The following is a 25,124-nucleotide window of genomic DNA, read 5'->3' as shown; positions in this document are numbered from 1 at the left end:
CCGTCGACTTGCTTGTGCGAGTCGAATGGCTCATTCGAGATAGCTGGCGGCGCTCACGTATTCCACGCCGAGTTCGGCGAGCTTGGCGCGCAGGCCGTAACGGTCGAGCCCGAGCTCGCCGTTGCGGAACGCCTCTCGCGACGCCGATTCCTTGTCGACGCGGGCCTGCGCGGCCTCGAGGGCGGAGGCGACCTCCAGGCGGGGCACCACCATGACGCCGTCGTCGTCGGCCAGGATCGCGTCACCGGCCCGGATCAGTTGCCCCTCGACGACGATCGGCACGTTGACCGAGCCCGCCGTCGCCTTGACCGTGCCCTGCGCGCTGACGGCGGCCGACCACACGGGAAAGCCCATGGCCCGCAGTTCGGCGACGTCGCGTACTCCGGTCGTGGTGACCAGCCCGCGCACCCCGCGTGGCCGCAAGGCGGTGGCGAACAGCTCTCCGAACAACCCGTCGCCGCACGGGGACGTTGTGGTGACGACGAGGACGTCGCCGGGCCGGCATTGCTCGACCGCGGCGTGGATCATCAGATTGTCACCGGGCCAGCACAGGACCGTGACGGCGGTACCGCCTACGCGTGCTCCCGGATGGACGGGGCGCAGCCTCGGACCGAGGTAACCGACGCGCCCGAGGGCCTCGTGAACGGTCGCGACTCCGTAGCCGGCCAGCTTGGTGACGTGGTCGAGGTCGGCGCGCGGCGGGTCGGTGACGATGACGTTCCTCATGACAGGGTCCCCGTGACCTGCGGGTACAGACGCATGTAGGCCTCTCCCATGGTGGTGTGCGGCAGGCCGAGGTTCGGGCCGGCGTTCCGCTTGAGCTGCACGCCGCGGCGCCTGGCCAGGTCGGTGTAGTAGTCCCACATGTGCCGCTGGGCCGGCAGGCACTCCATCGCCTTGCGCTTGGTGTCGAACACGGGGGTGATGTCCAGCAGCACATCCGGCTTGAAGTCGCATTGCTCGGGCTGGTGCGGCTCGAAGAAGAACACCGGCGGCGCTCCCAGCGGCTCGCCCGGCGCGTCGTAACCGATCGCCTGGGCCAGCACCCGCGCCTGCAGCGCCATCCGGGCGGCCGCCGGATGGTCCTGGTTGTAAGGGTCCGCCGGTGGGTGAGTCAGCACCACGGAGGGGTCGACCTCGCGATAGACGCGCACGATCCGGTCCACCAGTGCCGGGCTCTCCAGCAGCGGATAGTCCCCCGCGTCGAGGAACTCGATCTCCGCTCCCAGCACGTCGGCCGCGGCGGCCGCCTCCGCGCGCCGGAGCTCCTTGATCTCCTCCAACGTCCTGCCCTCGCGCCAGGCCTTCGCCGACTCGCCCCGCTCGCCGAACGTCAGGCACAGCACCTTGGCCCGGTCGCCGTGTGAGGTCGCCAGCGCGATCGCCCCCGCTGCCCGCCACACGAAGTCCCCCGCGTGGGCACTGATCACCAGCAACGAACCCATCCGGCGTCTCCCTTGAAGTCCTCGGCTGCCCTTTAGGACGGTAGGAGCCACCGCGCCTCCAGGGGCAGGCCCTGGAGTCCGGTCCGGACTACGTCATTCGGCCTAGAGTTCTTGACCGTTCTGTCCTGACAGGAGCCATCCACATCTCCGTCATTTGTCGCATTCGGCTCTGCCTCAATGCCCGACGAAACTCTGCGGGCCCTTTGCTCTACTGATTCACTGTGAGATGCGAAAGCTCGGAGGCCACGGATCCGCCGGCTCGCCGCCCCGCCGATCTGCTGCGCCAGATCGGTTACGAGGTGGTACCGGTCAGGAACACCGAGCGCGATGTGCTGGAGAACGTGCCGACCGCCGTCCCGCTGACCGTCACGGTCACGGAGGCGAAGGGCATCGACACGACGCTGGATCTCACCGAGCGCCTGGTGCGGCAGGGCTACGCCGTCGCTCCGCACCTGCCCGCGCGCCAGTTCCTCGACAAGGTGCACGTCGCCGACGTCGTGGCGCGCCTGCGCGAGGCGCGAGTGCGGTCGGTGTTCGTGATCGGCGGTGACGCGCCGAAGCCGGCCGGAGAGTTAGAGAACGCGTACGCGCTGCTGCGAGCCATGGAAGAGGTTCACCACCCCTTCGAGGAGATCGGCATCGGCGGGTATCCCGAGGGACACTCGGCCATCTCGCAGCAGGCCCTGGATCTGTCGCTGAAGCAGAAGGCGCCGATGGCGACGCACATCATCACCCAGATCTGCTTCAACGCCGGCACGACGGCGAGCTGGGCCGCCGACCTCGCCGGAGCGGGCATCGACCTCCCGATCCACGCCGGAATACCGGGCCCGGTGAACCGGCAGAAGCTGATGCGCATCTCGGCGGGCATCGGGCTGGGCCAGTCCGCGCGGTTTCTGCGCAAGCAGCAGAGCCTGCTGTGGCGCTTCCTGCTTCCTGGAGGCTACGACCCGACGAAGCTGACCCGGCGACTGGGCGTCGCCGCGTCGAAGACCGGCGGCAACCTCCGCGGCCTGCACATCTTCACGTTCGGCGACCTGCGCGAGACCGAGCTCTGGCGGCGGCGGCTGCTCGACTCGGTAGCCGAAAAGGACGATCAGCCATGAGCGAGCAGGGATGACCATGACCAAGGCCCAGGACAACTACCTGCTCGACCTGGCGGCGAGCAGACGAGGCTACGCGATCAACCGGCTGTGCGGGTCGTTGAAGGACCCGGAGAACCGGCACCGTTTCAGCGAGGACGAGGCCGCCTACTGCGACGCCTACGGCCTTTCGCCGGAGCAGAAGCGGGCGATCCTGGAGCGCGACTGGACCGCGATGCTCGACCTGGGCGCGTCCATTTTCTACACGTTCAAGCTCGCGGTGCTGGACGGCAAGTCGATGCAGCATCTCGGCGGCGTGTTCACCGGGATGTCGGCCGAGGAGTTCACGGCGGCCATGCGCTCGGGAGGACGGAGATTTGGCTGAGATCATCTGGGGTCTGGCGACTTCGCACGTGCCGTCCATCGGCGCCGCCATGGACCACCACAAGACCACCGATCCCTACTGGAAGCCATTGTTCGACGGCTACGAGCCGGCCCGCGCCTGGATGGCCGCGCACCGGCCGGACGTGGCGGTGATCGTGTACAACGACCACGCGAACGCGGTCGACCTGGACCTCGTGCCCACGTTCGGGATCGGCGCCGCCGGGTCCTACGACGTGGCCGACGAGGGATGGGGCCCCCGACCGGTGCCGCCGGTGGTGGGAGCGCCCGAGCTGAGTGCCCACCTCGTGGGTGAGCTCGTGGACGACGGGTTCGACATCGCCACCTTCCACCGGCTCGACGTCGACCACGGCCTGACCGTGCCGCTGTCGGTGTACTGCCCGGATCCCGGTGAGGCCTGGCCGTGTGCGGTGGTGCCGGTCCTGGTCAACGTGATCCAGTACCCGCAGCCGACGGCAGCCCGCTGCCATGCGCTGGGGAAGGCGATCGGACGCGCGATCCGGTCGTTCCCGCAGGATCTCAAGGTCGCGGTCTTCGGTACGGGCGGCATGTCGCACCAGCTCGCCGGCGCGCGGGCCGGGCTCATCAACTCCGAGTTCGACCGCATGTTCCTCCAGGCGATCGAGTCCGAGCCGGAGAAACTGGCCGCGCTCACGCGTGAGGAGTACATCCGCGAGGCCGGCACCGAGGGCATAGAGCTGATCATGTGGCTCGTCATGCGCGGCGCTCTCAGCGACCGGATCACGCGCGTCCACGACACCTATCACGTGCCCGCCTCCAACACGGCCGCGGCGCTCGCACTGTTCGAAGACCTGGGAGAGGCATGAGCACGTTCATCCTGGTGCACGGCGCCTGGCATGGCGGCTGGGCATGGCGGCGGGTGATCCCGTCGCTGCTCCAAGCCGGCCACGAGGTCCACACGCCGACCCTGACCGGCGTCAGCGATCGCGCCCATCTCCTCAACCCGTCGGTCGGGCTGTCCACCCATGTCCAGGACGTGGTGGCGCTGATGGAGGCGCACGACCTCCGCGAGGTCGTGCTGGTGGGGCACAGCTACGCCGGCCAGGTGGTGACCGGCGTCGCCGATCGCGTCCCTGACCGGCTGGCCAAGCGCGTCTACCTGGACGCTTTCGTGGGCGGCGACGGGGACGCCGCGATCGACCTGCTTCCGGAGACGGTGGCCGGGCACTACCGGGAATCGGTCGCCGGCCCCGGTTTCGGCTGGCTCATCCCCGTGCGTTCGCTGACCGTGCTCGGCGTGACGGAGGAGGCGGACCTGGAGTGGCTGGGGCCGCGCCTGACCCCGCACCCGTGGCTCACGTACACCGAGCCCCTGCGGCTCGGGGGCGGCTCCGGCGAGGTGCCGGCGGCGTACGTCGAGTGCACCGACTGGATGCGGGTGTTCCAGCCCCATGCCGAGCGGGCGGCGGCACTCGGCTGGCCGGTGCACCACCTCGCCACCGGCCACGAGGCCATGGTCACCGCGCCCAAGGAACTCGCTGAGCTGCTGCTCGCCATCAACGCGTCGTGAAAGGGGAAGGCTAGTGGAGTTCCTGGTACGCACGGAGAACCTGATGCCGGTCGACACGCCGGACGACACCCGTGAGCGCCTGCGCCGAGCCGAACGTGAGCGCGCCATGCAACTGCGGGAGGCGGGCATACTCAAACGACTCTGGCGGGTCCCCGGACGCAACGCCACCATCGGCCTCTACGAGGCCGACGACGCTACCGCGCTGCACGAGGCGCTGGCCTCGCTGCCGATGTGGAAATGGATGGACGTGTCCGTCGAGCCCCTGGCCACCCACCCGCAGGAGCGGAAGTAGCACCATTCGCCCGGGAGCGGACGGGTCAGTAGCTGAACGTGGTGGCGCCGTCCCCGATCCAGCGCCACATCGGCACGGTGCCGCCGAGCGTGGCGGCCTTGATGAGCTCGGCCTCGTCGAGCCCCCTGGCGTTGAAGCAGATCGGGCACACCAGGAACGTTCCGCTCGCGTTCTGGTAGCGCTCGACCAGCTCCGGCAGCGGCGGGCAACCGGCGCACGCCACGCCGACCGCGAACCCCTCCAACGCCAGCCGGACGGCTTCCTTGGTCAGGAACATCAACGTCGGCCGGCCCTCCTCGGCCGCGCCGACCGCCACGAGGAACGCCACGGTGACCCGTTCCGTGTCCTCCAGGCCGGTGGTCAGGCTGACTACTGCTTTTCCTGGCATGTCACTCCTTCTCGGATACGTTCGCTTCCTTCCTGAGACTGCGTGACGCCCGGGCCGCGGCCTAGTACGTTTTCTGTAGCGACCTCCGGGAGCGTGGCCCATGAAGCGGTACGGTCAGCACTGCCCGGTCGCACGAGCCGCCGAGATCCTCGCGGAACGCTGGACCCTGCTGGTCATCCGGGAGCTCCTCTGGGGCGAGGACCGGTTCAACGCCATCGCCCGGGGCGTCCCGAGGATGTCCCCCTCCCTGCTGGCGACCCGGTTGCGGGAGCTGAGCCGGGCCGGTCTCGTACGACGTGACGTGGTCGACGGCGAGCCGCGCTACCTCCTCACGCCGGCCGGGCGGGAGCTGGCGCCGCTGATGGAGCAGATGGCCGCCTGGGGTGCTCGCTGGATGCAGGAGATACGCCCGGACGAGTTCGATCCCGCGCTGCTGATGCTCCAGATCCAGCGGGAGGCCGAGCCCGCCCGTATGCCCGAGCGGGCGGCCACGGTGCAGGTGCACTTCGGTGACGCGCCGAGCGGCCAGCGGCGGTGGTGGCTCGTGTTGTCCCGTTCCGGCGGCCTCGACGTGTGCGACCACGATCCCGGGTTCCCGGTCAGCGTGTGGATGGACACCGAGGTCCCGTCACTCACCCGCGTCTGGATGGGCGACGTGACCTGGTCGGCGGCGCTGCGCGACGAGACGCTCCGGCTGACCGGCGACCGCGACGCGTGCCGGGCGCTGCCCGGGTGGCTGCACGTCAGCCCGTTCGCCGCCGTCGAACGCGCGGCGTCGCCGCTTCCCCGCCACCCCTGAGAGCCGGCCCTGTGGGAGCAACCGGCAAGACCGGCGGGTATACGGTCCGTTCCCTGACCGAAGCCGGCCTTCCCGTGCGCGCACTCGTGCGCCGGCACGACGAATCACGTATCCGATCAGGCCCGGCCTCATCGAGGCGACGACGTTTTTCGCCCAGGCGGCGGCGGAGAACGAGATCGGCGCGATCGTGAACATGTCGCAGATCTCGGCCCGCCGCGCGAACCCAGTGCACGGACCGACCGAGCTCGACTATTTCGAGATCGCCGCCGCCGCCTCGCGCGGACGCACCCTCAGGCGCGGCTTCGCAGCGCGATCGGGGCTAGGCACGGCCGATTTCGCGGGCATCGCCGCTCGCCACAGGTTGCCGAGCGGTGTCGCGGGGGCGGCGCCGGAACAGCAACGGCCGGGCCAGCAGCACCACGCCCAGCACGACGAGAATGACCACGGTGACCCACTCCCTGGATCCGTGCGCGCCGTAGACGTGATCAGGCCGCCCGGTGTCGAAGGCGTACACCGTGCGCCCGGCCGTGAGCGAGTCCTGCTCGGGGTCGTAGAGGGTGAGCCCCTTGCGGAGCACCTTGCCGTCGTCGGACCGGAAGTCGCCCAGCCAGGTGCACAGTTGCTTGCCGGGATGGTGCTCGAAGCAATCCGCGCGTACGGCGGTGAACGTGCCCGGCGTGCCGTCACCGCGTGCCGCTGCCAGTGCGGGGCCCGCCTGGTGGGCACCGACCGCCAGGAGCATCAGGCCCCCGGCCATGATCACTGCGTCGAAGAGCGTTATCCGGCGCGCCAACGTTCAGCCTCCCGTCGCCGTGAGAACCCCGATGGAAAGCAGCCACCCGCTGCACCCTTGCGCACCTTTCGGTACGGATCCTCCCTATAGTCCACCGTGGAGCGTACCTCGCGCGGCATCACGAGCCCCCGGCGAGGTCCGCTCTCCCCCTGGCACCACAGGGCGCGGCCGCCTGAAGACGGCGACAACATGCCGGACGCGGGCGCCCCGCATCGGGGCGCCCGCGCCACACACCTGTCCCGCGTCAGAAGTCGTCGGCGGTGCGGATCCGGTCACGGACCCAGACGCCGGCCTCCTTGAGCCGGCCCGTCCCCGCGAACGAGCCGTTCGGGCAGGTCCCGGTGGTGAAGACGGCGCCCGTACGGAAGTCGTCGGAGAAGTTCCAGTTCACCCAGCTGATCTTCTTCTGCGCCAGCAGGTCGAGGTACTGCTGCGACCTGGCGAAGTCGTTGGCCCCGTCACCGGACGCACTCTGGGTGCCGAACTCGGTCACGAAGATCGGCAGCCGGTCCGCGGCCCGGGACAGCGTGTTCAGGTACTCGGTGCCGTGCGAGGCCGCGTAGAAGTGGAACGTGTACATGATGTTGGCCGCGTTGACCGGGTTGTTGACGATCTCGGTCTCGTTGCCGCCGCCGGAGACGCCGAGCGACGACCACGCGCGGGTGCCGACCAGGACCGGGGCGTCGGGGTCGTACTGCCGGATCACCGGGATGAGCTGGTGCGCGTAGTCGCGGATGACGGACCAGGTGACGGCGTCACCGTTCGGCTCGTTGGCGATCTCGTACAGGACGTTGTTCTTGCCGTTGTGCCGCTGGGCGATCTCGGTGAAGAACGTCCTGGCCCGGCTGAGGTTGTACATCGGGTCACCGGGGGTGAGCATGTGCCAGTCCACGATCGCGTACATCCCGCGGGCGGTGGCCATCTCGATCAGGGAGTGCACGCGGTCGGTGAACAGCCGGGGGTCGGTCTCGTAGCCGCCCTCCTGCACGTACATCGAGATGCGCAGGACGTCGGCCTTCCAGTCATTCGCCAGCGCGTCGAGCGACGCGTTGTTGAGGCACTGGTTGTACCACTGGATGCCGTGGCTGCTCATGCCGCGCAACTGGATCTGCTTGCCGTTCTCGTTGCAGAGCTTGATACCGCACACCCGTAGCTGCCCGTTGGCCTGGACCGGAGTGCCGCCGCCGCCCGCGGGAGTGCCGTAGACCTCCATCTCCCACAGGGAGTAGCCGTAGGGGGTGCCGCGCTGCGTGCCGTACACCCGCACGTACCGGCCGCTGCCGCTGACCGTGAGGTCGTCGGTCGCTCCGTCGCCGGCGGCGGTGGAGTAGACGTCGCTCCAGGTGGTCCCGTCAGGCGAGGTCTGCACCCGGTACGCCCTGGCGTAGGCGGCCTCCCAGGTCAGCCGCACCCGGGAGACGGCGTGCGTGGAGCCGAGGTCCACCCGGATCCACTGCGGGTCCACGCCCTCGGCACTGGCCCACCGCGTGGACGCGCTGCCGTCCACCGCCTTGCCCGGCTCCAGCCCGGCGGCCTCGACCGAGGAGGCCGTCACGGTCTTGCCGTGTGACACCAGCGGGTCGGCCGCCGCCGGCCGCGCTCCGGCCGCGCTCGCGCCGGACGGCACCATCAGCGGCACCACCAGCGCGGCCACGACCGCGAAGACCCTCGCACCTGCACTTCGCCTCACGAACGACTCCGATTCTTCGGGAGCTCGCGGCCGCGGGCGACCGCTCGCCCAACCACCGGGAAGGCCGCCACTGCCTGACTCCGTTAAGAAAGTTTCCTAACTTGCGGCGCAGCGTAAATTGACAGCGACCCTTACGCAAGACCCAAGTTCCAGGCAGGTCCTCTCACCGTCACGCCCGCTTGCGCGGTGTCGACCGAGGTCCGGGAGGGAGCTTTCGAGCCCGTGTGGCTAGGCTGAGCCCACGGATCCGAGGAAGTGACCGCATGACGCGTTACAGGAATGGCCGGGTCGCGGCAGTTCTCGCCGGCGTGTACGCCAGTCTGGTGGTGCTTCTTGGCGTCGTCTCGGTGGTGATCCTCCTGACCGTGCCAGACCCGATCCTGCTGTCCGGCGTCGCTCTCATGCTCCTGACGTTCCCTCTTGGGCCGCTCATCTGGTGGGGATGGGATGCGGTCCCACCTCAGATGGCGGACCCCGTACTTCTCACAGTGATCCTCACCGCCGCCGGCCTGCTGCAGTCGTATCTGATCTGGCGCATCTCACGTGGCCCTGCCATCCCCCAGGATGGGGCCGCCTGATCCTGCGGCGGCAGCGCGCCGGTATCTGCTGTTCTCCGCATGCTGGGCGAGCCCGTCGACAGTAGCCCTTGTAGTACGAACGCTCACCACGCGACCCACCCCGCCCGTAGCCCGAGTAACCGTCGAACCACTGCTTGGTGAACGACGCCCGCGAGGCCACACCCGGCTTCCAGCGCTCTAGCGAGGTGCGGCGAGGACGTCCCGGAGTACGTCCTCCAGCGTGACGCGGGCGAGCTCGCGCCTCAGGGTCTCCTCGATGCTCTCGTAGATTCCCTGCATCGCCGGCTGGATGCCGTAACCGATGACGCACTCCTGGTCCGGGGTGGCGCGGTGCATCGCGAACAGCGGGCCGGGTTCCACTGCTTCGTACACGTCGAGCAGGGTGATCGATGTGAGCTCGCGCGCCAGCGACCAACCCGCGCCCACGCCTCGCCGGGACCCCACGAGCCCCGCCCTGCGAAGTTCGCCCAGCAGCCGCCTGATCACCACGGGATTGGTGTTGGCGCTGGTCGCGATCTGCTCGGAAGTGGCGACCTCATGGCCCTGGCGCTGGTAGAGGCCGATCCAGGCCAGCGCGTGGGCGGCGATGGTCAACCTGCTGTTGGCGCTCACGAACCCTCTTCCCCTCGGCCGTAACGCTCCATGTTACGACCAGCTCAGTCGTAACAATAAAAGTTGCGATCAGATTGTCGTAACCAATAGCGTTGCGACAACACGATCAGCGAGGTGAGAACAATGAACAAGCCCCTCACGGGCAAGATTGCCCTGGTCACCGGGGGTTCCCGCGGGCTGGGAGCCGCGACCGTACGGCTGCTGGCCGAGCAGGGCGCCGACGTCGCGTTCACTTATGCCAGCTCTGAGCAGCGGGCACAGGCCGTTGTCGAGGAGGTGCGCGGCAACGGGGCGAAGGCCGTCGCCTTCAGGTCCGACCAGGCCGACACGAGCGGGGCGCCGGCGCTGATCGACGAGGTGGTCGCGCACTTCGGCGGCCTGGACATCCTCGTCAACAACGCGGCGATCTCGGTTGCCGGCCGCACGGTGGACGACCCGGACGCCGACACCGCCGCGCTGGACCGCATGCACGCCACGAACTACCTCGGCGTGATCGCGATCATCCGGGCCGCCTCCCGGGTTCTGCGCACGGACGGCCGCATCATCACGGTGAGCTCAGGGCTAGGCACCCGGGTCGGCCTCCCCGGCAATGCCGACTACTCGGCGACCAAGGCCGGGATCGAGCGATACACCATGGGCGTCGCTCGCGACCTCGGGCCCCGGGGCATCACGGCCAACGTGGTAGAAGCCGGGCTGATGGAGGGCGGGATGGAAACCAACCCCGAGACCCTCAAGGCGCTGCTCAGCACGCTGTCGCTGCAGCGCAAGGGCCATCCGCAGGAGATCGCCGCAGCGATCGCCTTCCTGGCGAGCCCCGCCGCCTCGTACGTCACGGGCGCGGTGCTGGACGCCCACGGCGGCTACAACGCCTGACCCTGGGCCCCCGCCGCATCCGAACCGAGGGCAACCAGAACCTGATCGAGGCGGCACGGCAGGGCGGTTCGCCGAAGATTCTGGCTCAGTCACAGTCGTGTCGCTCACGTTCGACCGCACGCATGCGCGTGGTCTCTTCACGTAGTTGTTGTTTCCTCATTCCGGGTTACCGGCGGTGCGCACGCGGCGCACCGCCGGCGAACCCCTCGCCGCCGCGCCGGTCAAGGGCTCCGCGGCCCGGTCACCGCGCATGTTGCTCGACGAGAGCACGCAAGGTCTGAACGCCGCCGAGATCGTCCTCGCCGCGCTCTTCTTCCTCTTCGTCGCCGACTTCCGCTGAACCCGTCGCGCTCATCGCCGCCGGTTCCGCCCTCGGCGGTCAGATTGGGGCCAGGGTGGGCCGCCGCCTGCGCCCCGGGGTGCTACGCGCGTTCATCCTGGTCGTCGGCGCCGCCGCCCTTCACCAGCTGCTGCTCCGCTGAGGCGGACCACCCCCGGCTCGAACGCCACCGCGCTGCGGCCACTCGCTACGACAAGCTCGCCGTGCGCTACGAGGCCACCAGCTTGTGGGGCTTGCGCCGCCGGTATTCAGCGTTACTATGTACTGGTAGTCAGTATCACCAAGTAGCTCAAGGAAGGGGTGTCCCATGGGCAAGCTCCTGACGGAGATGCTCAAGGGAACGCTGGAGGGCATCGTCCTCGCGATCCTGTCCGGCCGGCCCGCCTACGGCTACGAGATCACCGCGTGGCTGCGGGATCAGGGCTTCAGCGACATCGCCGAGGGCACCGTCTACGCGCTGCTCGTCAGGATCGAGCGGCGCGGTCTCGTCGACGTGGAGAAGGTCCCGTCCGAGAAGGGGCCGCCGCGCAAGGTGTATTCCCTGAACGCTCAGGGCCGGGAGTACCTCGAAGAGTTCTGGAGGACCTGGAGCTTCCTCGCAGAACGGCTCGAACAGCTCCGCGAAGAAGGTAAGTAGACATGGACACAGGGTCGAACGAGCCGAAGAGTCGCTACCTGCAGTACCTGGAGGTGGTCACCGGGCCGCTCGAGGACAAGAGGCGCTGGCGGCGGTACAAAGCGCGCACCAAACAGCTTCCCGAGAGCTATCGCACGGCGGTCGAGGCGATGGAGCGGTACCTGATGCACTTCGGGCCGGGGGACGGCGCCGACGCGGCTTCGATGTACGAGGACCTTGCCGATCTGTTCGAGCAGAGCGCGGCGGACGGAACCCCGATCCGCGAGATCTTCGGGGAGGACCCCGTGGAGTTCGTCGAGGCGTTCGCGCAGAACTACTCGGCAGGGCGGTGGATCAGCCGGGAGCGCGAACGGCTCACCAGCGCCATCGAACGCGCCGCCGGCGAAGACACCGGAGAAGAAGAGAGGACCGTCTGATGACGGCACAGCAATCCCAGGCGATCCACGTGCAGGGCCTGGAGAAGTCGTACAAGGAGCTGCGGGTGCTGCGCGGCGTGGACTTCGACGTGGCGCGGGGCAGCATCTTCGCCCTGCTCGGCTCGAACGGGGCGGGCAAGACCACGGTCGTGAAAATCCTGTCCACGCTGCTCAAGGCCGACGCGGGCACGGCCAGGGTCAACGGCTTGGACGTCGCCGCGCAACCGGCGAACGTGCGAGAGTCGATCAGCCTCACCGGACAGTTCGCCGCCGTCGACGAGATCCTCAGCGGGCGGGAGAACCTCGTGCTGGTCGCCCGATTACGGCACCTCAAGGATCCCGGCAGGATCGCCGATGACCTGCTGGAGCGTTTCTCGCTGACCGACGCGGCAGCGCGGAAGGTGTCGACGTACTCCGGTGGCATGCGCCGGCGCCTCGACATCGCGATGAGCCTCATCGGCGATCCGCCGGTCGTCTTCCTCGACGAGCCGACGACCGGGCTCGACCCCCAGGCGCGCATCGAGGTGTGGCAGGCCGTCAAGGAACTCGCCGACCAGGGCACGACGGTGCTGCTCACCACCCAGTATCTGGACGAGGCCGAACAACTCGCCGACCGGATCGCGATCCTGCACGAGGGCCGGATCATCGTGAACGGCACCCTGGCCGAGCTCAAGCAGCTGCTCCCGCCCGCCAAGGTCGAATACGTGGAAAAGCAGCCGACCCTTGAGGACGTGTTCCTCACGCTCGTCGGTGCCAACGGCAAGAACGCGACACGGATGAGCAAGGAACAACGATGACCAAGTATTTCTTCGTCGACACCGCCGCCCTGTTAGGACGATCCCTGCGCCACATCACGCGCAGCGCGGACACCATCATCACGACCACGGTCATGCCGATCGCCATGCTGCTGCTGTTCGTCTACGTGTTCGGCGGCGCGATCAACACCGGCCCGGTCTCGTATGTGAACTACCTGCTGCCCGGCATCCTGCTCATCACGATCGCCTCGGGCATCGCCTACACCGCGTTCCGGCTCTTCATGGACATGAAGAGCGGCATCTTCGAGCGCTTCCAGTCCATGCCGATCGCCCGCTCGTCCGTGCTGTGGGCGCACGTGCTGACCTCACTGGTCGCCAATCTGATCTCGCTCGTGGTCGTCGTGCTCGTCGCCCTGCTCATGGGCTTCCGCTCGGGAGCGGGCGTGCTGGCATGGCTCGCGGTCGCCGGCATGCTCATCCTGTTCACCCTGGCCTTGACGTGGATCGCCGTCATCGCCGGTCTGTCGGCGAAGTCCGTGGACGGGGCGAGCGCGTTCTCCTACCCGCTCATCTTCCTGCCGTTCCTCAGCTCGGCCTTCGTTCCCACCGACACCATGCCCGGCCCGCTGCGCGCCTTCGCCGAGCACCAGCCGGTGACCTCCATCGTCAACGCCATCCGTGACCTGTTCACCCAGCAGCCGGTCGGCACCGACATCTGGATCGCCCTGGCCTGGTGCGTCGCCATCCTCGTCGTCGCGCACCTCTTCGCCATGGCCGCTTACCGCCGCAAAATCGCCTAGGCCGTACTGATCGAGCCCGTTTTGATCAACATGGCGGACAGGCAGATCGCGGCGCGGGGGTCGCGTGCGACTTCGTCGGTGCGCATCGCGATACCGCGCCGTTGATCGAGACAGACGAATCACCGTTCAAGAGCGTCATCGCCTTCCTTGACTCTGACAGCTGCCTGAACGCACTTCCCGCGATCGGCAGGAAATCTGAACGCGACGCGACTTTACGCGAGAAGGAATGATCATGGTATACACCGTCACCACGCTGCCGACCACGCGTCAGCCCGGCTGCCCCTTCGACCCGCCCAAGGATCTCATCGAGGCCCGCGAGCACGGCCCGATCAGCCGCTTGCCCTTCGCCGACGGACACCAGGGCTGGCTGATCACCGGATACGACCTGGCCAGGTCGGTCCTGGCCGACCAACGGTTCAGCTCCCGCAGGGAACTCATGCGCCACCACCCGTCGATCGACTACGGCGAGATCGAGGTCCCGCCCGCGCCGCCCGGCGAGTTCCTCCTCATGGACGAGCCGCAGCACAGCCGATACCGCAAACCGCTGGTGGGCAAGTTCACCGTCCGGCGGATGCGACAGCTCACCGAGCGCGTCGAGCAGGTCGCCGCCGAGCACCTGGACGCCATGGAGAAGGCCGGGCCCACGGCGGACCTGGTGACCGCGTTCGCCAAGCCCATCCCCGCCGTCATCATCTGCGAGTTGCTGGGCGTGCCGTACGAGGACCGCGGCTCCTTCCAGGACGACATCGACAAGTTCCTCGGCGGGGAGGTCGGCGACGAGGAGCTGTTCGCGGCCTACACCGCGACCCAGCAGTACCTCGCCGACCTGGTGGCCGCCAAACGCGCCGACCCCACCGACGACGTGCTCAGCGACCTGACCGACAGCGACCTGACCGACGAGGAACTGCGGGGCATGGCCCTGATCCTGCTGTCGGCCGGGTTCGACACCACCGCGAACATGCTGGCGCTGGGCACCTTCGCCCTGCTGCGGAACCCGGAGCAGCTGGCCGCGCTGCGCGCCGACCCCACGCTCACCGACAACGCCGTCGAGGAGCTGCTGCGGTACCTGAGCGTCGCCAAGCAGTTCCAGCGGGTCGCGCTGGAGCACGTCGAGCTGGGCGGTCAGACCATCAAGGCCGGTACGACGGTCATCCTGTCGCTCAACACCGCCAACCGCGACCCCGAACGTTTCACCGACCCCCACGTGCTCGACCTGCGCAGGCAGGACGGCGGGCACCTGGCCTTCAGCCACGGCATCCACCAGTGCCTCGGCCAGCAGCTGGCCCGCGTCGAGCTGCGCGTCGCGCTCCCCGCGCTGATCAACCGCTTCCCCACCCTGCGCCTGGCCGTACCGGCTGAAGAGGTCGCGCTGCGCCCGGAGACCGCGGACATCTACGGGGTCAAGAGCCTCCCTGTCACCTGGGAGGTGTGACCGCGAGCCGGTGACAACAACGATGCGTCGAAACTCGGCCGTGAACAGCCGTTGATCGTCGTAGCCGGCCGGCCACGAAGCGAAGGGCCCGTCACCGCGTTTCCGCTGGTGACGTGCCTCTCCCCCGCAATCTCTGCTTCAGCCTCACGGGGGACTCCCGGGTACCGGAAAGGCATCGTCAACGGAACGGCATCGGCGGGAGGGGATGCGCCCGCCGGCTTCGACCCGGTCGCCAACCGGGACGCGTATCCGGCCCTGCCCGACGGCGAACACTCCCGAGTCGGCGACGCCGGAGCTCACGGCCACGCCCGAGGCCATGGCCATCCCCGCGACCGGCGGGATCGCCGGCCCGTTCACGGTGACCGGTGACGGTCCCCGGACGCTGCGCCTGGAGGGCGTCGAGGTCTTCACCGACCCCAACGGCGCCAACCAGTTGCAGGAGGGCGCCCAGGTGGCGCCCGGCACCAGGTTGTGGGCGAGAAGCGTCTCGGGTGAGAGTCCCCAGGGCTTCGTGATCGAACGCACGGTGACCGTGCTCGTCGGCACCGTCCTGCTCTACGACAGGAGCAACCCCAGCCTGGCGGACGCGCAGAAGCTCGTCCGTTACCGTGTGCCGATGCGCGCGAGCGCACCCGTCGGCAGCCGTCGGACGATGGTCACCGGCATTCCGGCCGGCAGCGAGTGCACGATCACCGAGCCGGTCACCGGCGACAACGATCACGTCGACCTCGTCAGCCCGCCGGTCATCTCGCCTGCGACGATCATCGTGACGGCGAACCAGACCCAGCAGGTCTCCATCACCAACACCTATCGCCCCGCCTGCGGGCCCGGGCACAAGCACCCGCACGCCTGCGGGACGACACCCGCGCGGTGACGGCGCTGGAGCCGCTGCTGCCTGCACGGCGCCGCCCAGGCCTCAGCCCCGTGACGTCGGTGGGATGTTGTGGTTGAGGTGGAAGACGTTGTCGGGGTCGTAGCGATCCTTGAGCGCCGTCAGCCGGGCGAGCTTCTCCTTGGGGTACGCGCGCCGCACGCCCGTCTCGCCCTCGTCGGCAAGGGCGTTGACGTAGGCCCCGGCGGCGAAGGGCTCCAGCGACGCCGCGTATCGGCGTGCGGCGGCTATGCGTTCCGCGTCCTCGGCGGGATCCGACCAGCGCGCCGCCGCGACGAACTCGACGAGCGTGTCGCGATGGCTGAAGGCCGTCTCGTCGTCGGCCACGTCCGCGATCGCACCGCCGTACGACTGCAGGCCGGCCGCCGGCAGACAGGACGCGTCGGCGTCGCCGACGCCGGCGCCGCGGGCCAGGAAGGCGCGGACGGCGTCGTCGGGGAACTCGCTGAAGTAGTGGCCCTTCCAATACCGGCGTTGCCTGTGGCCTTCGGCGCTGTCGTCCATCGTCTGGAGGTCGAGATAGGACAACTCCTGGACGCGTTCGGCGACCGGCGATCCCAGGTCACGCAGTGCCGGCAGCAGGCGGCGTCCCTCGTCCGGGTCGCCCACCCAGACGTACCCCACGCCGGCCAGCGGCCGGCCGTGCAGCGCGGGCGGCAGGTGCGGCCAGTCGTCCGTGGTGCCGACCCACGCGGTCAAGGTGGCGTGGCGCGGCGCGTCGCCGATCAGATCGCGCCATCCGCGCAGCACCGTGGCGGCGTCCTCAGGGAGGAAGTACAGGTCCACCAGGAGCGACCGGGTGCCGACCTGATGCAGCCGGAACTCGAACTCCGTCACCACGCCGAAGTTGCCACCACCACCGCGCAGCCCCCAGAACAGGTCGGCGTTCTCCTTCGCGTCCGCGCGCACCACGTCGCCGTCGGCGGTCACCATTTCGAAGGACGTCACGTTGTCGCACGACAGGCCGTACCCCCTGGCCAGCCAGCCCATCCCGCCGCCGAGCGTCAGCCCGCCCACGCCGGTGTGGGACACGTTCCCCGCCGTGGTGGCCAGGCCGTACGGCTGCGTCGCGCGGTCCAGGGCGCCGAGCAGCGCGCCGCCCTGGACCCACGCGCGACGGCCCTCCGGATCCACTCGTACGGCGTCCATGGGGGACAGGTCGATCAGCAGGCCGCCGTCGGTCACCGGAAGCCCCAGGATGTTGTGGCCGCCGCAGAGCACCCCGATCTCGAGGCCGTGGGCGCGCCCGAAGCGCACCGCGGTGGCGACGTCGCCGCGGTCGGTGCAGCGGGCGATGACCGCCGGGCGCCGGTCGACCATCGCGTTCCACACGCTCCTGTGCCTGTCATAGCCTTCGTCACCGGGCAGCAGTACCTGCCCCGCGAAGTCTCTTTCGAGCACCGCCACGTCCGTGCGGCTCGTACCCATATACCCTCCGGTCGTGCGTCTTGACGCGTATCGGCCGCGGCGATCGCCTGTGGCCGGGGTGCTGTGACGCTCTTCCTGAACGGTAGACGCGCGCGTGGAGGGAGCCAGTGTCGCCGCGGACACATCACCGGGGCTGAGATCCACTGACATGATCGTTCGAGAACGATCACAACGCGAGAGGCCCGGCACCGCGTTTCCGCACGACGGGTGGGGCCACACTCCGAGATCGAGGACGGCAAGGTGAACGACGTTGAATGCCCACCGCCACGGCGGCCGGGTCCGAGCGATGACGTGGATCAGGCGCTGGCCGACGTCTTGAAAGCGATCGGCACCGCCTCTCGCGCGCTCGCTGTCCAGAGCGCGGCGAGCATGGCCTGCCACGGTGACAGGCGGCGGCTCGCCGCCTGTCTGGATGCGATGACGCCTGGTCAGCTCACCGAGGTGACCGTCGCCGCGCGCTTGCTCAGCGCGGAGGCCGAGCAGGCGCTTGCCCGGAGGGAGCGGTAACGGCCGAGGGGGAAGGCTCGCGGCGCCGTGCGGCCAGGCGCGCCGGGGTCGGCCAGCGTACGTCGTGGGCCCAGCCGAGCCTTTCCATCAGCCAGATCAGCCGGGCGGAGATGTCGAGCTGGCCGCGCAGCACGCCGTGGCGGGCGCAGGTGGGATCGGCGTGGTGGCCGTTGTGCCAGCTCTCGCCGAACGACAGGATCGCCAGCGGCCAGAAGTTCGCGGCCTGGTCCCCGTTGCGGGTTTTCAGCGGCCGCTCGCCGAAGACGTGGCAGATGGAGTTGATCGACCAGGTGACGTGGTGCAGCATCGCGATCCGCACCAGCGCGCCCCAGAAGAACGCGGTCAGCGCTCCCCGCCAGGTGCCGGTGGCCAGCAGACCGACGGCGGGCGGCAGCAGCAGCGAGGCGGCGACCAGCGGCCAGAACAGCCGGTCCACCCGGCCCATGTCGGCATCGGCGAGCAGGTCCTTGGCAAAGCGCCGCCGGTTGGTGCGGTCACGCTCGAACATCCAGCCGACATGCGCGAACAACAGTCCTTTGGCCAGGCCGCGCACGCTGTGCCCGTAACGCCAGGGCGAGTGCGGGTCGCCGTCGCGGTCAGCGAAGGCGTGGTGGCGCCGGTGGTCGGCCACCCACTGGATGACCGAACCCTGCACGGCCAGCGTCCCGGCCACGGCCAGGCCGATCCGCAGCCACCGCCGGGCCTTGAACGCGCCGTGGGTGAGACACCGGTGGAAGCCCACCGTGACGCCGAGCCCGGTCAGGACGTAGGCCGTGGCGGCGATCGCCACGTCGGTCCAGCTCAGCCCCCACCCCCAGGCCACCGGGATCGCGGCGACCAGCGCCGCGAACGGCACCAGCACGAACACCCACAACGCGACTACCGCCGCTACCGGTTTACGTCCGTCGACGATCGGCACCGCGCCGTCCCGCTCCCGATCGACGCTGCCTGCACCCGTCGAAGCCATGCCGGTTCCCCCCATCACGCGTGCAGCGTCCTTTCACCTCCTTGGAGCCCTTTCACCTGCCCACGCGCACGGTGGCCACACCACCTTGGCCCGATACCGGGCTTCAGAGGAGCCGTCCGTCAATGTCGCGCTGTGAAACCGAACGGAACCGACGTGCGCTTCCATGCTGGAGCCAGAAAGATGTTGGAGAAATTTAAGTCATGGGTAGGGGCATTCCGCCCTACCAGCTTTCTCATGACGGCACGGTGAGCCATTTTCTGTGAAACGAGCGCGGCGTGCGCTCACGGTCGCATCCCGCCGACGTACCGGCCCCGGCCATGAGCGCCGCTCGGCGCTGGGCCGACCGGATGGCCACGGGCTGGAAGCGAGCGAGGAGCCGGCACGGCTGGCTGGATCACGCGGTGCGCGCCCTGATCCGCTACGACAAGGCCGACGCCGGCCGGCTGTCGGCCGCCCTCACCTACTACGCCTTCTTCGCCACCTTCGCCTTGGCCCTGTTGGGGTTCGCCATCCTCGGCCGCATTCTGGACTATCCGGAGGCGCTGGCCCAGGTGCAGCGCTACCTGAGCGACACCTTCCCCCGCCTCGACGTCCAAGCGCTTCGCACCGCCGGTGGAACGGCCGGGCTGGTGGCCTGTGTGGTGCTGCCGCTGGCGGGCCTGTTCTGGATGGACACGCTGCGCTCGGCGACCAGGGCGATCTGGCGGCTCGAGGAGTACCCGGGCAACTTCTTCCTGCGCCAGATCATCGACCTGGGCGTGGTGGCCGGGCTCGGGGTGCTGTTGTCCCTGTCGCTCACCGTCGCCTTCGCCGCCGAGCGGGTGCTGACCTGGCTTGCGGTGAACACCGTGGGCGTGGACGCCATGCCCGCTCGCGGGGTGCTGTCGGTGGCGGCGTTCGTGCTGGGAATCGGGATCAACACCTTGCTTGCCATGGCGCTGCTGACCGCGCCGCCCCGGCTGCGTTTGCCGCTGCGCCGGGTGATCGGCCCGGCGCTCGTCATCACGATCGGCCTGGAGATCCTCAAGACCCTCGGCCAAGCCCTGCTCAACCTCACCGCCGCCAACCCCGCCTACCAGGTCGTCACCGGAGCGGTGGCGATGCTGCTCTTCCTCAAGGTGCTCAACCAGCTCATCCTGTTCGCCACCGCGCTGGCGGCCACCAGCGCCACCGGCGATGTGACCGACCTGGCCACCCGGCCAGGTCGGAAGTGATCACGCTGGGTGGCTCAGCCGGACGCGGCTCGTCGGCGGGCTCGCTATCGCCGCAGATGATGGGCCTTGCTGGGATTGCGGGTTTCCGCCGGCTCGCCGATCACCGTGACTGGTAGGTGAGCGATCGGCGCAGCCACCCGGTGATCTCCGCTCTGCGCTCGGTCGACCTGGCGTTGGTGCTACGTACCGGCGAACCGTACGAACGACACGAAAGGTCCTCCATGACCATCTCCGAACAGGCGGTGGAACGCCGTCAGGACTACGACGGCTCATCGCCCTTCCCCGGGGCAGAAGAGCACGCGCCAGCCGGCTGGGCCCAGGTGGCGCTGACAGCCGCCATCGTGGTTCTGCCGTTCGTCGCCCTCGGCGTCGCGATCTTCCTGGGGTGGGGGCGGGGAGTCGCGCTCACCGACCTGCTGCTCGCCGCGGGCCTCTATGTGGTGACCGGCCTGGGAGTGACGATCGGCTTCCATCGGCTGCTCACCCACGCTTCCTTCACCGCCCGGCCATGGCTGCGCGTGACCCTGGCTGTCGCCGGGTCGATGGGCTTCCAGGGCAACGTCATCGACTGGGTGGCGGTGCATCGCCGCCACCACGCGTTCACCGACCGACCTGGTGATCCGCACTCTCCCTACCGGTACGGCACCGGTCTGCGCGGGCAGCTGCGGGGGCTTGCCCACGCCCACCTGGGGTGGCTGTTCGCCGACGATCCGACCCCGGCCGCGCGTTACGCCCCGGACCTGCTGGCCGACCCGGCCATGACGCGCGTAGCTCGCGCCTTCCCCGCGCTGTGCGCGCTGTCGCTGGCGCTGCCGTTCCTGGCCGGGTGGGCGATCACCGGCACCCTGTACGGCGGCCTGACCGCCTTCCTGTGGGCCGGGCTGATCCGCGTCGCGCTGCTGCAGCACGTCACCTGGAGCGTCAACTCCCTGTGCCACGTCATCGGCACCAGGCCCTTCAGGACCCGCCGCCACGACCGGGCGACGAACCTGTGGCCCCTGGCCCTGCTCTCCTTCGGCGAAAGCTGGCACAACGGCCACCACAGCGAGCCCAGCTGCGCCCGCCACGGCCTCGATCGTGGCCAGCTCGACCCGTCCGCCGGCCTGATCGGCCTGTTCGAACGGCTCGGCTGGGCGAGCGACGTGCACTGGCCCGACCACGAGCGCGTCCAACGCCGCCGTCACGCGGTGATGACCGTCTCGGCAACCCGACAGGCGCCCGCGTACGCCAAGAGAGCAGGCCATGAAGCGGATCCGCGACGGGCCTGACCAGCAGGACGACGCCGGTCACCCGTGGGGCCGCAGGCATCGGCAGGGCCACTTCCCTGGGGCCTGACCTCGCCGGGCGCGCCTCTCACGTCATCGCCTGGTACCGCCGCGGCGAGCGCGGTCCCGCCAGGCCGACACCGCCGGCGGTGGGCACACGGACGTGGCCGGGCCGAGTGTGCCATACCGTGTGTTCCTAGGCTGAGAATGCTTCTCCGACCTCTCGGAGGCAACAGCCACAATCAGAGAGCGAGACGCGACATGGGCAGTGCTCGCAAAACCGAAGATCACGCCACCGTTGACCCCTCCCAGCCGAACGGGGCCGACGAACGGCCCGATCACGCGGCCAATGCTCAGTGGCTCAAGGACAACCCGGACGCCATGCCGCAGGTGGGCGCCGGCCGGTGGGCCGTGTACGACCGCGCCGGCCATCTGCGCGGCCATCTCGTCGGCGACGGCCCGACCCGCGACACCCGCTTCAAGGCGGTCGGCGCGACAAACGAATGGACGCCTCCTGACCAGGCACCGGGCTACGGCATCACCCTGCACGATGCCGGGGCCTACCTCCTCGACACCAGCGTGGACGGGGGGCAGCCCGATGAGAGCGTGGGTGAATGAGCGCCGCAAGGGCAGCGAGTCCCCTGCGGTGGGTGGACGCCGCTGCGGCGTCGGTCCCGGCTGGGGCTCATGCGCTCAGGGCCGAACCGCGATGATCGAACCTCTCCTGCAGCAAGACATCGCTCCTGGTCGGACGGGGTAGGGCGTCTTGGCGCGCAAGACGGCCAGCAAAACCGACGGCTCCGGCCTGATCCTCACGAAGGCCCCGGCGGGACATCGTTCGACCCTCTCGACCACGCCCTCCCCGCCGAGCGCGCCGGATGAGCTCGCGAAGAAAGTGATCATGGGTCACGATGGCCAGTATGAGCAACGATGATGACGCGCGTGCTGAGCTGGAGGAATGGAGCGAGTTCATCGGCCGGATCCGTTACGACGGGCCACGTTCCGGTGATGCGGGCGACGAGCGGTTGGCCGATGAGGCGGTGTCCAACGAGTTCACCGGTTGGGGACGCCTCGACGGCTCTGCCGAGATGAACAACCTGATCTGTCGTGCCTTGGAGATCGGCTACCTGCGGGCCCTGCAGGACGTGCGCGAGCAACGCATCGCCGGGCTGGGGCCCACAGACTGACATCGGCACGAAAGGCGCGGCTCGCCTCCACGCATCGTTCCGCCTCTCCCCTCTCCCGGTACCAGCCGGCCCTGGTTCCGCGAACTCGTCCAGTGGGGGTGCGCGATTCGGTCGTAGGGAGGTGACCTGCCGGTTCACGGTTGGAGATCATCCGGTCTCACGCATCTGCCGGGCGCGACGCTCAGCCGCGTGATGGCCGTGAGCAGCCGTAGAACTCCCCTGATCACCACAGACAGCCAGACAAAGGCCCGCCACCGCGTTTCCGCCGGTGACGGGCCTTTTCTGCTGGCGGGTCTTACGGCTGGAGGTGTTCGATCAGGGCTTGCGGGCGACCACGCCGTATTGCGCCACCGGGTCGGGAGGGCCGAACGGCGTTTCCTCGGCCCGCCACAGCGAGCACGACGTGAGGCCGGGTTCCAGCAGCTCCAGCCCGTCGAGGAAGCCGGACAGCTCCTCCTTGCCGCGCGCCGTGATCTGTGGTGTGGCGTGCGCGTTGTAGAAGTCCAGCGCCTCGGCGTTGGACCCGCCTCCTATGTCCATCGTGGGATGGGTGAGCGCCAGGTAGCTTCCCGACGGCACCGCCTCCAGCAGACGTTTCACGATCCGCTGGGCCTCGCCGGTGTCGCTGATGAAGTTGACGACGCCCAGCAGCATGATCACCACAGGCTGGGTGAGGTCGAGCGTCCTCGCGGCTTCCCGCAGGATGGCGTCCGGGTCGCGCAGGTCGGCGTCGATGTAGTCGGTCGCGCCTTCCTCTGTGCCGGTGAGCAGGGCGCGCGCGTGCACGAGCACCAGGGGGTCGTTGTCCACGTACACGATCCGCGCCCGGGGGTTCACCCGCTGGGCGACCTCGTGGGTGTTGTTCGCGGTCGGCAGGCCCGTCCCGATGTCGAGGAACTGCCACATGCCGGCCTCGCCGACAAGATGGTGTACGGCTCGCCCGAGAAACTCCCGGTCGGCGCGGGCCACGTCGACGATGGCGGGGAACATCTCGCGGACCTGGTCGCCTACCACGCGGTCGGCCGGAAAGTTGTCCTTCCCGCCCAGCCAGTAGTTCCATACGCGCGCGTTGTGCGCGACTTCGGGGTTGAACTCCCTCGGCGATGTCTCAGCCACAACTCACCTCGTGCCAGCCGGTCTTCGTCCATCGTCTGTCCCGCCGGCCGTCATGGCGCGGCAGCCGTCGGGCGGTGTCCTCGGCGTACGGCCATGGGCTCCGGACGAGCCGGTTACCAGCGACGTGCCCTTACTGGGAGCGTAGCGACAAATGGTGATCTATGTCGATCTGTGATCCCGTACGGCCCGCCGTGGTCACGGGCACGCGCGGGCGGACGGACGCTGAGCGTCGTCCTGGCCGCAGCCGAGGTGTCATACCGGATCGGCGGCGTCCAAGGCGAGCACGGCGAACGTGGCGAGCCAATGATCGCTGACGAAGTCACCGGCGATCACCTGGGGAAGAGCGGCCTTCAGTTGCGTCTCGGCAGCGGCGGTGAGCCTTGGACTCCGCCCGTCGTCCGCCGGTAGCGCGGCGGCGATGGCCCACAGCGCCGCCGCGCGGCTGAGCGCGAGCCCGATCAGGTGCCCGATGTGCGGATCGCGGCGATCGGACACGATCGGCGGCTCCAGCAGAGCCTGCGGCTCACCGTGTGCCAGCCCCGGCAGGAACGCCGACAGCCACGCCGCGAACTCCTCCCGAGTCAGCACCCGCCGCATCAGATCCGCCTCGGCGAGTGCCGGCGACACGAAGTCCTGCCCGGACGGTTCCCAGGCCGCCGGATAGTCGCGATCGGTGCCGAACCAACGCCGGGCGGTCTCGGAGACGACACCCGCGAGTGCCGCGCACCCGGCCGGCTCGGCCGAGTCCAGGACCAGTCCCAGCGCGAACGCGCTGTTGGCATGAACGCCATGGCGGACCGGATAGGTGGCCTTGGCCAGCCACCCCTCGACGAGTTCGGCGACGGCCGTCACCGCCGGGCGCAGCGCGCCCGCCCACCGTGCACCGTCGCCACCGGCCGATTCGCATTCAGCCGCCAGCGCGAGCAGCCAGCCCCAGCCGTAGGGCCGCTCGAACGTCGGGTGGGCGCGCAGGTAGACGGCCTCGGTCGTCAGGTGCTCGGGCGTCAGGTGCCGGTCCAGCACCTCGCGAACGGCGGCCTCGTCGATCTCCGTCCGGTTCCGCCGCAGCAGCCGGACCAGCAGCCAGTGCATGTGCACCGCGGAGTGCCAGTCGTAGGAGCCGTAGAAAGCCGGATGGTGGACGCGCGGCGGCACGATGTCGCCCGGACCCGTGACGAGGTGCTGCGGAGCGTTCGGGAACTCCCGCGTCACGTTCTCCAGAGCGAGGCCGGCGAAGCGGGGGGCGAGATCGGCGACGGTCGGCAGCGGATCAGTGGAGAGCGCCACCGGTCTCCTTCAGATCCGCGGTCGTGGTGACCGCCACGGACACGATCGCCGTCAGCGCTTCGGCGATCGACTGGACGGACATCGACGGCTGGTCGCCGCCCGGGACCTGTTCGGGCAGGTAGGGCACGTGCACGAAACCGCCGCGCACCCCCGGCCGGCCGTACTCGATGAGATGCATCAGCCCGTAGAAGACGTGGTTGCAGAGGAACGTGCCCGCCGTCTGCGAGACGGATGCCGGCAGGCCGGCGTCGCGGACGGCGGCCACGCACGCCTTCACCGGGAGGGTGGAGAAGTACGCCGCCGGGCCGTCGACGACGACGGGCTCGTCGACGGGCTGGGCGCCCTTGTTGTCGGGGATGCGAGCGTCATCGAGATTGATGGCAACGCGCTCGACCGTGA

32 protein-coding genes are annotated in these 25,124 nt (G+C 69.3%); 21 read left to right on the top strand and 11 right to left on the bottom strand.

Annotated elements, in window-relative coordinates; all coding sequences use genetic code 11:
- Positions 1-30 precede the first annotated feature (30 nt).
- Positions 31-726 carry a 4-carboxy-4-hydroxy-2-oxoadipate aldolase/oxaloacetate decarboxylase gene (locus tag E1286_RS00160; protein ID WP_132607894.1) on the bottom strand — a complete coding sequence of 232 codons (696 nt, stop codon included), beginning with the start codon at positions 724-726 and terminating at the stop codon, positions 31-33.
- On the bottom strand, positions 723-1,445 hold the full coding sequence (locus E1286_RS00155; protein ID WP_132607892.1) for a PIG-L deacetylase family protein: 723 nt from the start codon (positions 1,443-1,445) through the stop codon (positions 723-725). The genes E1286_RS00160 and E1286_RS00155 overlap by 4 nt, the downstream gene beginning before the upstream one ends.
- 221 nt (positions 1,446-1,666) lie before the next feature.
- On the opposite strand from E1286_RS00155, the gene E1286_RS00150 reads away from it, so the two are divergent.
- The 5 genes from E1286_RS00150 to E1286_RS00130 are packed head-to-tail and all read left to right on the top strand — an operon-like array spanning position 1,667 to position 4,749.
- Complete coding sequence (locus E1286_RS00150) at positions 1,667-2,548, top strand: methylenetetrahydrofolate reductase (RefSeq protein ID WP_223189374.1); 882 nt, start codon at positions 1,667-1,669, stop codon at positions 2,546-2,548.
- A 10-nt stretch (positions 2,549-2,558) separates the two neighbouring features.
- Complete coding sequence (locus E1286_RS00145) at positions 2,559-2,909, top strand: hypothetical protein (RefSeq protein WP_223189368.1); 351 nt, start codon at positions 2,559-2,561, stop codon at positions 2,907-2,909.
- Complete coding sequence (locus E1286_RS00140) at positions 2,902-3,753, top strand: class III extradiol dioxygenase subunit beta (protein ID WP_132607890.1); 852 nt, start codon at positions 2,902-2,904, stop codon at positions 3,751-3,753. Before E1286_RS00145 ends, E1286_RS00140 begins: the two co-directional genes overlap by 8 nt.
- Positions 3,750-4,457, top strand: a complete 708-nt coding sequence (locus E1286_RS00135) for an alpha/beta fold hydrolase (RefSeq protein ID WP_132607888.1) — start codon at positions 3,750-3,752, stop codon at positions 4,455-4,457. The genes E1286_RS00140 and E1286_RS00135 overlap by 4 nt, the downstream gene beginning before the upstream one ends.
- A gap of 13 nt (positions 4,458-4,470) precedes the next feature.
- Entirely contained in the window at positions 4,471-4,749 is a 279-nt protein-coding gene (locus E1286_RS00130; RefSeq protein ID WP_132607886.1) for a muconolactone Delta-isomerase family protein, read from the top strand.
- A gap of 25 nt (positions 4,750-4,774) precedes the next feature.
- Here E1286_RS00130 and E1286_RS00125 read toward each other — a convergent pair whose 3' ends face one another.
- Complete coding sequence (locus E1286_RS00125) at positions 4,775-5,137, bottom strand: DsrE family protein (RefSeq protein ID WP_132607884.1); 363 nt, start codon at positions 5,135-5,137, stop codon at positions 4,775-4,777.
- Positions 5,138-5,237: 100 nt separating this feature from the next.
- Between E1286_RS00125 and E1286_RS00120 the strand changes: the two genes are divergently transcribed.
- Positions 5,238-5,936 (top strand): winged helix-turn-helix transcriptional regulator, encoded by a 699-nt coding sequence (locus E1286_RS00120; RefSeq protein WP_132607882.1) that lies wholly within the window; start codon positions 5,238-5,240, stop codon positions 5,934-5,936.
- A gap of 319 nt (positions 5,937-6,255) precedes the next feature.
- Here E1286_RS00120 and E1286_RS48960 read toward each other — a convergent pair whose 3' ends face one another.
- On the bottom strand, positions 6,256-6,693 hold the full coding sequence (locus E1286_RS48960; protein WP_223189366.1) for a hypothetical protein: 438 nt from the start codon (positions 6,691-6,693) through the stop codon (positions 6,256-6,258).
- A 280-nt stretch (positions 6,694-6,973) separates the two neighbouring features.
- A complete protein-coding gene (locus E1286_RS00110; RefSeq protein WP_246074261.1) occupies positions 6,974-8,419 on the bottom strand; it encodes a cellulase family glycosylhydrolase in 1,446 nt (481 codons plus the stop codon).
- 263 nt (positions 8,420-8,682) lie between these two features.
- On the opposite strand from E1286_RS00110, the gene E1286_RS00105 reads away from it, so the two are divergent.
- Positions 8,683-8,997 carry an SCO4225 family membrane protein gene (locus E1286_RS00105; RefSeq protein ID WP_132607880.1) on the top strand — a complete coding sequence of 105 codons (315 nt, stop codon included), beginning with the start codon at positions 8,683-8,685 and terminating at the stop codon, positions 8,995-8,997.
- A 177-nt stretch (positions 8,998-9,174) separates the two neighbouring features.
- On the opposite strand, the gene E1286_RS00100 is transcribed toward E1286_RS00105, so the two are convergent.
- Entirely contained in the window at positions 9,175-9,609 is a 435-nt protein-coding gene (locus E1286_RS00100; protein ID WP_132607878.1) for an Rrf2 family transcriptional regulator, read from the bottom strand.
- Between the two features lie 123 nt (positions 9,610-9,732).
- Here E1286_RS00100 and E1286_RS00095 point away from each other — a divergent pair, with 123 nt between their 5' ends.
- The 8 genes from E1286_RS00095 to E1286_RS00055 all read left to right on the top strand — a co-directional run bounded on the left by E1286_RS00095 (position 9,733) and on the right by E1286_RS00055 (position 15,736).
- On the top strand, positions 9,733-10,482 hold the full coding sequence (locus E1286_RS00095; protein ID WP_132607876.1) for an SDR family NAD(P)-dependent oxidoreductase: 750 nt from the start codon (positions 9,733-9,735) through the stop codon (positions 10,480-10,482).
- A gap of 175 nt (positions 10,483-10,657) precedes the next feature.
- Positions 10,658-10,822 carry a hypothetical protein gene (locus tag E1286_RS48750; protein ID WP_187368089.1) on the top strand — a complete coding sequence of 55 codons (165 nt, stop codon included), beginning with the start codon at positions 10,658-10,660 and terminating at the stop codon, positions 10,820-10,822.
- 307 nt (positions 10,823-11,129) lie between these two features.
- On the top strand, positions 11,130-11,459 hold the full coding sequence (locus E1286_RS00080; protein ID WP_132607872.1) for a PadR family transcriptional regulator: 330 nt from the start codon (positions 11,130-11,132) through the stop codon (positions 11,457-11,459).
- Positions 11,460-11,461: 2 nt separating this feature from the next.
- Entirely contained in the window at positions 11,462-11,875 is a 414-nt protein-coding gene (locus tag E1286_RS00075; protein WP_132607870.1) for a DUF1048 domain-containing protein, read from the top strand.
- Positions 11,875-12,672, top strand: a complete 798-nt coding sequence (locus tag E1286_RS00070; protein WP_132607868.1) for an ABC transporter ATP-binding protein — start codon at positions 11,875-11,877, stop codon at positions 12,670-12,672. Before E1286_RS00075 ends, E1286_RS00070 begins: the two co-directional genes overlap by 1 nt.
- Positions 12,669-13,430, top strand: a complete 762-nt coding sequence (locus E1286_RS00065) for an ABC transporter permease (protein WP_132607866.1) — start codon at positions 12,669-12,671, stop codon at positions 13,428-13,430. Before E1286_RS00070 ends, E1286_RS00065 begins: the two co-directional genes overlap by 4 nt.
- A 232-nt stretch (positions 13,431-13,662) precedes the next feature.
- Positions 13,663-14,862: a cytochrome P450 gene (locus tag E1286_RS00060; RefSeq protein WP_132607864.1), complete on the top strand. Its 1,200-nt coding sequence runs from the start codon at positions 13,663-13,665 to the stop codon at positions 14,860-14,862.
- A 316-nt stretch (positions 14,863-15,178) separates the two neighbouring features.
- Entirely contained in the window at positions 15,179-15,736 is a 558-nt protein-coding gene (locus tag E1286_RS00055) for a DUF5979 domain-containing protein (RefSeq protein WP_132607862.1), read from the top strand.
- A 42-nt stretch (positions 15,737-15,778) separates the two neighbouring features.
- On the opposite strand, the gene E1286_RS00050 is transcribed toward E1286_RS00055, so the two are convergent.
- On the bottom strand, positions 15,779-17,182 hold the full coding sequence (locus E1286_RS00050) for an FAD-binding oxidoreductase (RefSeq protein WP_132607860.1): 1,404 nt from the start codon (positions 17,180-17,182) through the stop codon (positions 15,779-15,781).
- A gap of 240 nt (positions 17,183-17,422) precedes the next feature.
- On the opposite strand from E1286_RS00050, the gene E1286_RS00045 reads away from it, so the two are divergent.
- Positions 17,423-17,689, top strand: a complete 267-nt coding sequence (locus E1286_RS00045) for a hypothetical protein (RefSeq protein WP_132607858.1) — start codon at positions 17,423-17,425, stop codon at positions 17,687-17,689.
- On the opposite strand, the gene E1286_RS00040 is transcribed toward E1286_RS00045, so the two are convergent.
- Positions 17,646-18,656, bottom strand: coding sequence for an acyl-CoA desaturase (locus tag E1286_RS00040; RefSeq protein WP_132607856.1), 1,011 nt, complete (start codon positions 18,654-18,656; stop codon positions 17,646-17,648). The two genes, E1286_RS00045 and E1286_RS00040, sit on opposite strands and share 44 nt — an antisense overlap.
- 275 nt (positions 18,657-18,931) lie before the next feature.
- On the opposite strand from E1286_RS00040, the gene E1286_RS00035 reads away from it, so the two are divergent.
- The 5 genes from E1286_RS00035 to E1286_RS00020 all read left to right on the top strand — a co-directional run bounded on the left by E1286_RS00035 (position 18,932) and on the right by E1286_RS00020 (position 22,322).
- Positions 18,932-19,870, top strand: coding sequence for a YihY/virulence factor BrkB family protein (locus tag E1286_RS00035; protein ID WP_246074259.1), 939 nt, complete (start codon positions 18,932-18,934; stop codon positions 19,868-19,870).
- A gap of 221 nt (positions 19,871-20,091) precedes the next feature.
- The gene (locus E1286_RS00030) at positions 20,092-21,138 is read left to right on the top strand and encodes an acyl-CoA desaturase (RefSeq protein ID WP_132607854.1); all 1,047 of its coding nucleotides are present in this window, start codon (positions 20,092-20,094) and stop codon (positions 21,136-21,138) included.
- A 258-nt stretch (positions 21,139-21,396) separates the two neighbouring features.
- On the top strand, positions 21,397-21,753 hold the full coding sequence (locus E1286_RS00025) for a hypothetical protein (RefSeq protein ID WP_132607852.1): 357 nt from the start codon (positions 21,397-21,399) through the stop codon (positions 21,751-21,753).
- A gap of 148 nt (positions 21,754-21,901) precedes the next feature.
- On the top strand, positions 21,902-22,069 hold the full coding sequence (locus E1286_RS47425; protein ID WP_165969495.1) for a hypothetical protein: 168 nt from the start codon (positions 21,902-21,904) through the stop codon (positions 22,067-22,069).
- Positions 22,056-22,322 (top strand): hypothetical protein, encoded by a 267-nt coding sequence (locus E1286_RS00020; RefSeq protein ID WP_165969494.1) that lies wholly within the window; start codon positions 22,056-22,058, stop codon positions 22,320-22,322. The genes E1286_RS47425 and E1286_RS00020 overlap by 14 nt, the downstream gene beginning before the upstream one ends.
- 315 nt (positions 22,323-22,637) lie before the next feature.
- On the opposite strand, the gene E1286_RS00015 is transcribed toward E1286_RS00020, so the two are convergent.
- The 3 genes from E1286_RS00015 to E1286_RS00005 form a co-directional block, all read right to left on the bottom strand.
- Positions 22,638-23,438 carry an SAM-dependent methyltransferase gene (locus tag E1286_RS00015; protein ID WP_132607848.1) on the bottom strand — a complete coding sequence of 267 codons (801 nt, stop codon included), beginning with the start codon at positions 23,436-23,438 and terminating at the stop codon, positions 22,638-22,640.
- Between the two features lie 252 nt (positions 23,439-23,690).
- Entirely contained in the window at positions 23,691-24,725 is a 1,035-nt protein-coding gene (locus tag E1286_RS00010; RefSeq protein WP_223189364.1) for a DUF2891 domain-containing protein, read from the bottom strand.
- The coding region (locus E1286_RS00005) for a C15 family peptidase (protein WP_484213902.1) at positions 24,709-25,124 on the bottom strand (416 nt) is incomplete at its 5' end. The genes E1286_RS00010 and E1286_RS00005, both read right to left, overlap by 17 nt.

The sequence above is a fragment of the Nonomuraea terrae genome, assembly GCF_004348995.1.
Lineage (GTDB): Bacteria > Actinomycetota > Actinomycetes > Streptosporangiales > Streptosporangiaceae > Nonomuraea > Nonomuraea terrae.
Note: the sequence above shows the minus strand (reverse complement) of the source record. Positions and strands in the feature narration are given on the sequence as shown.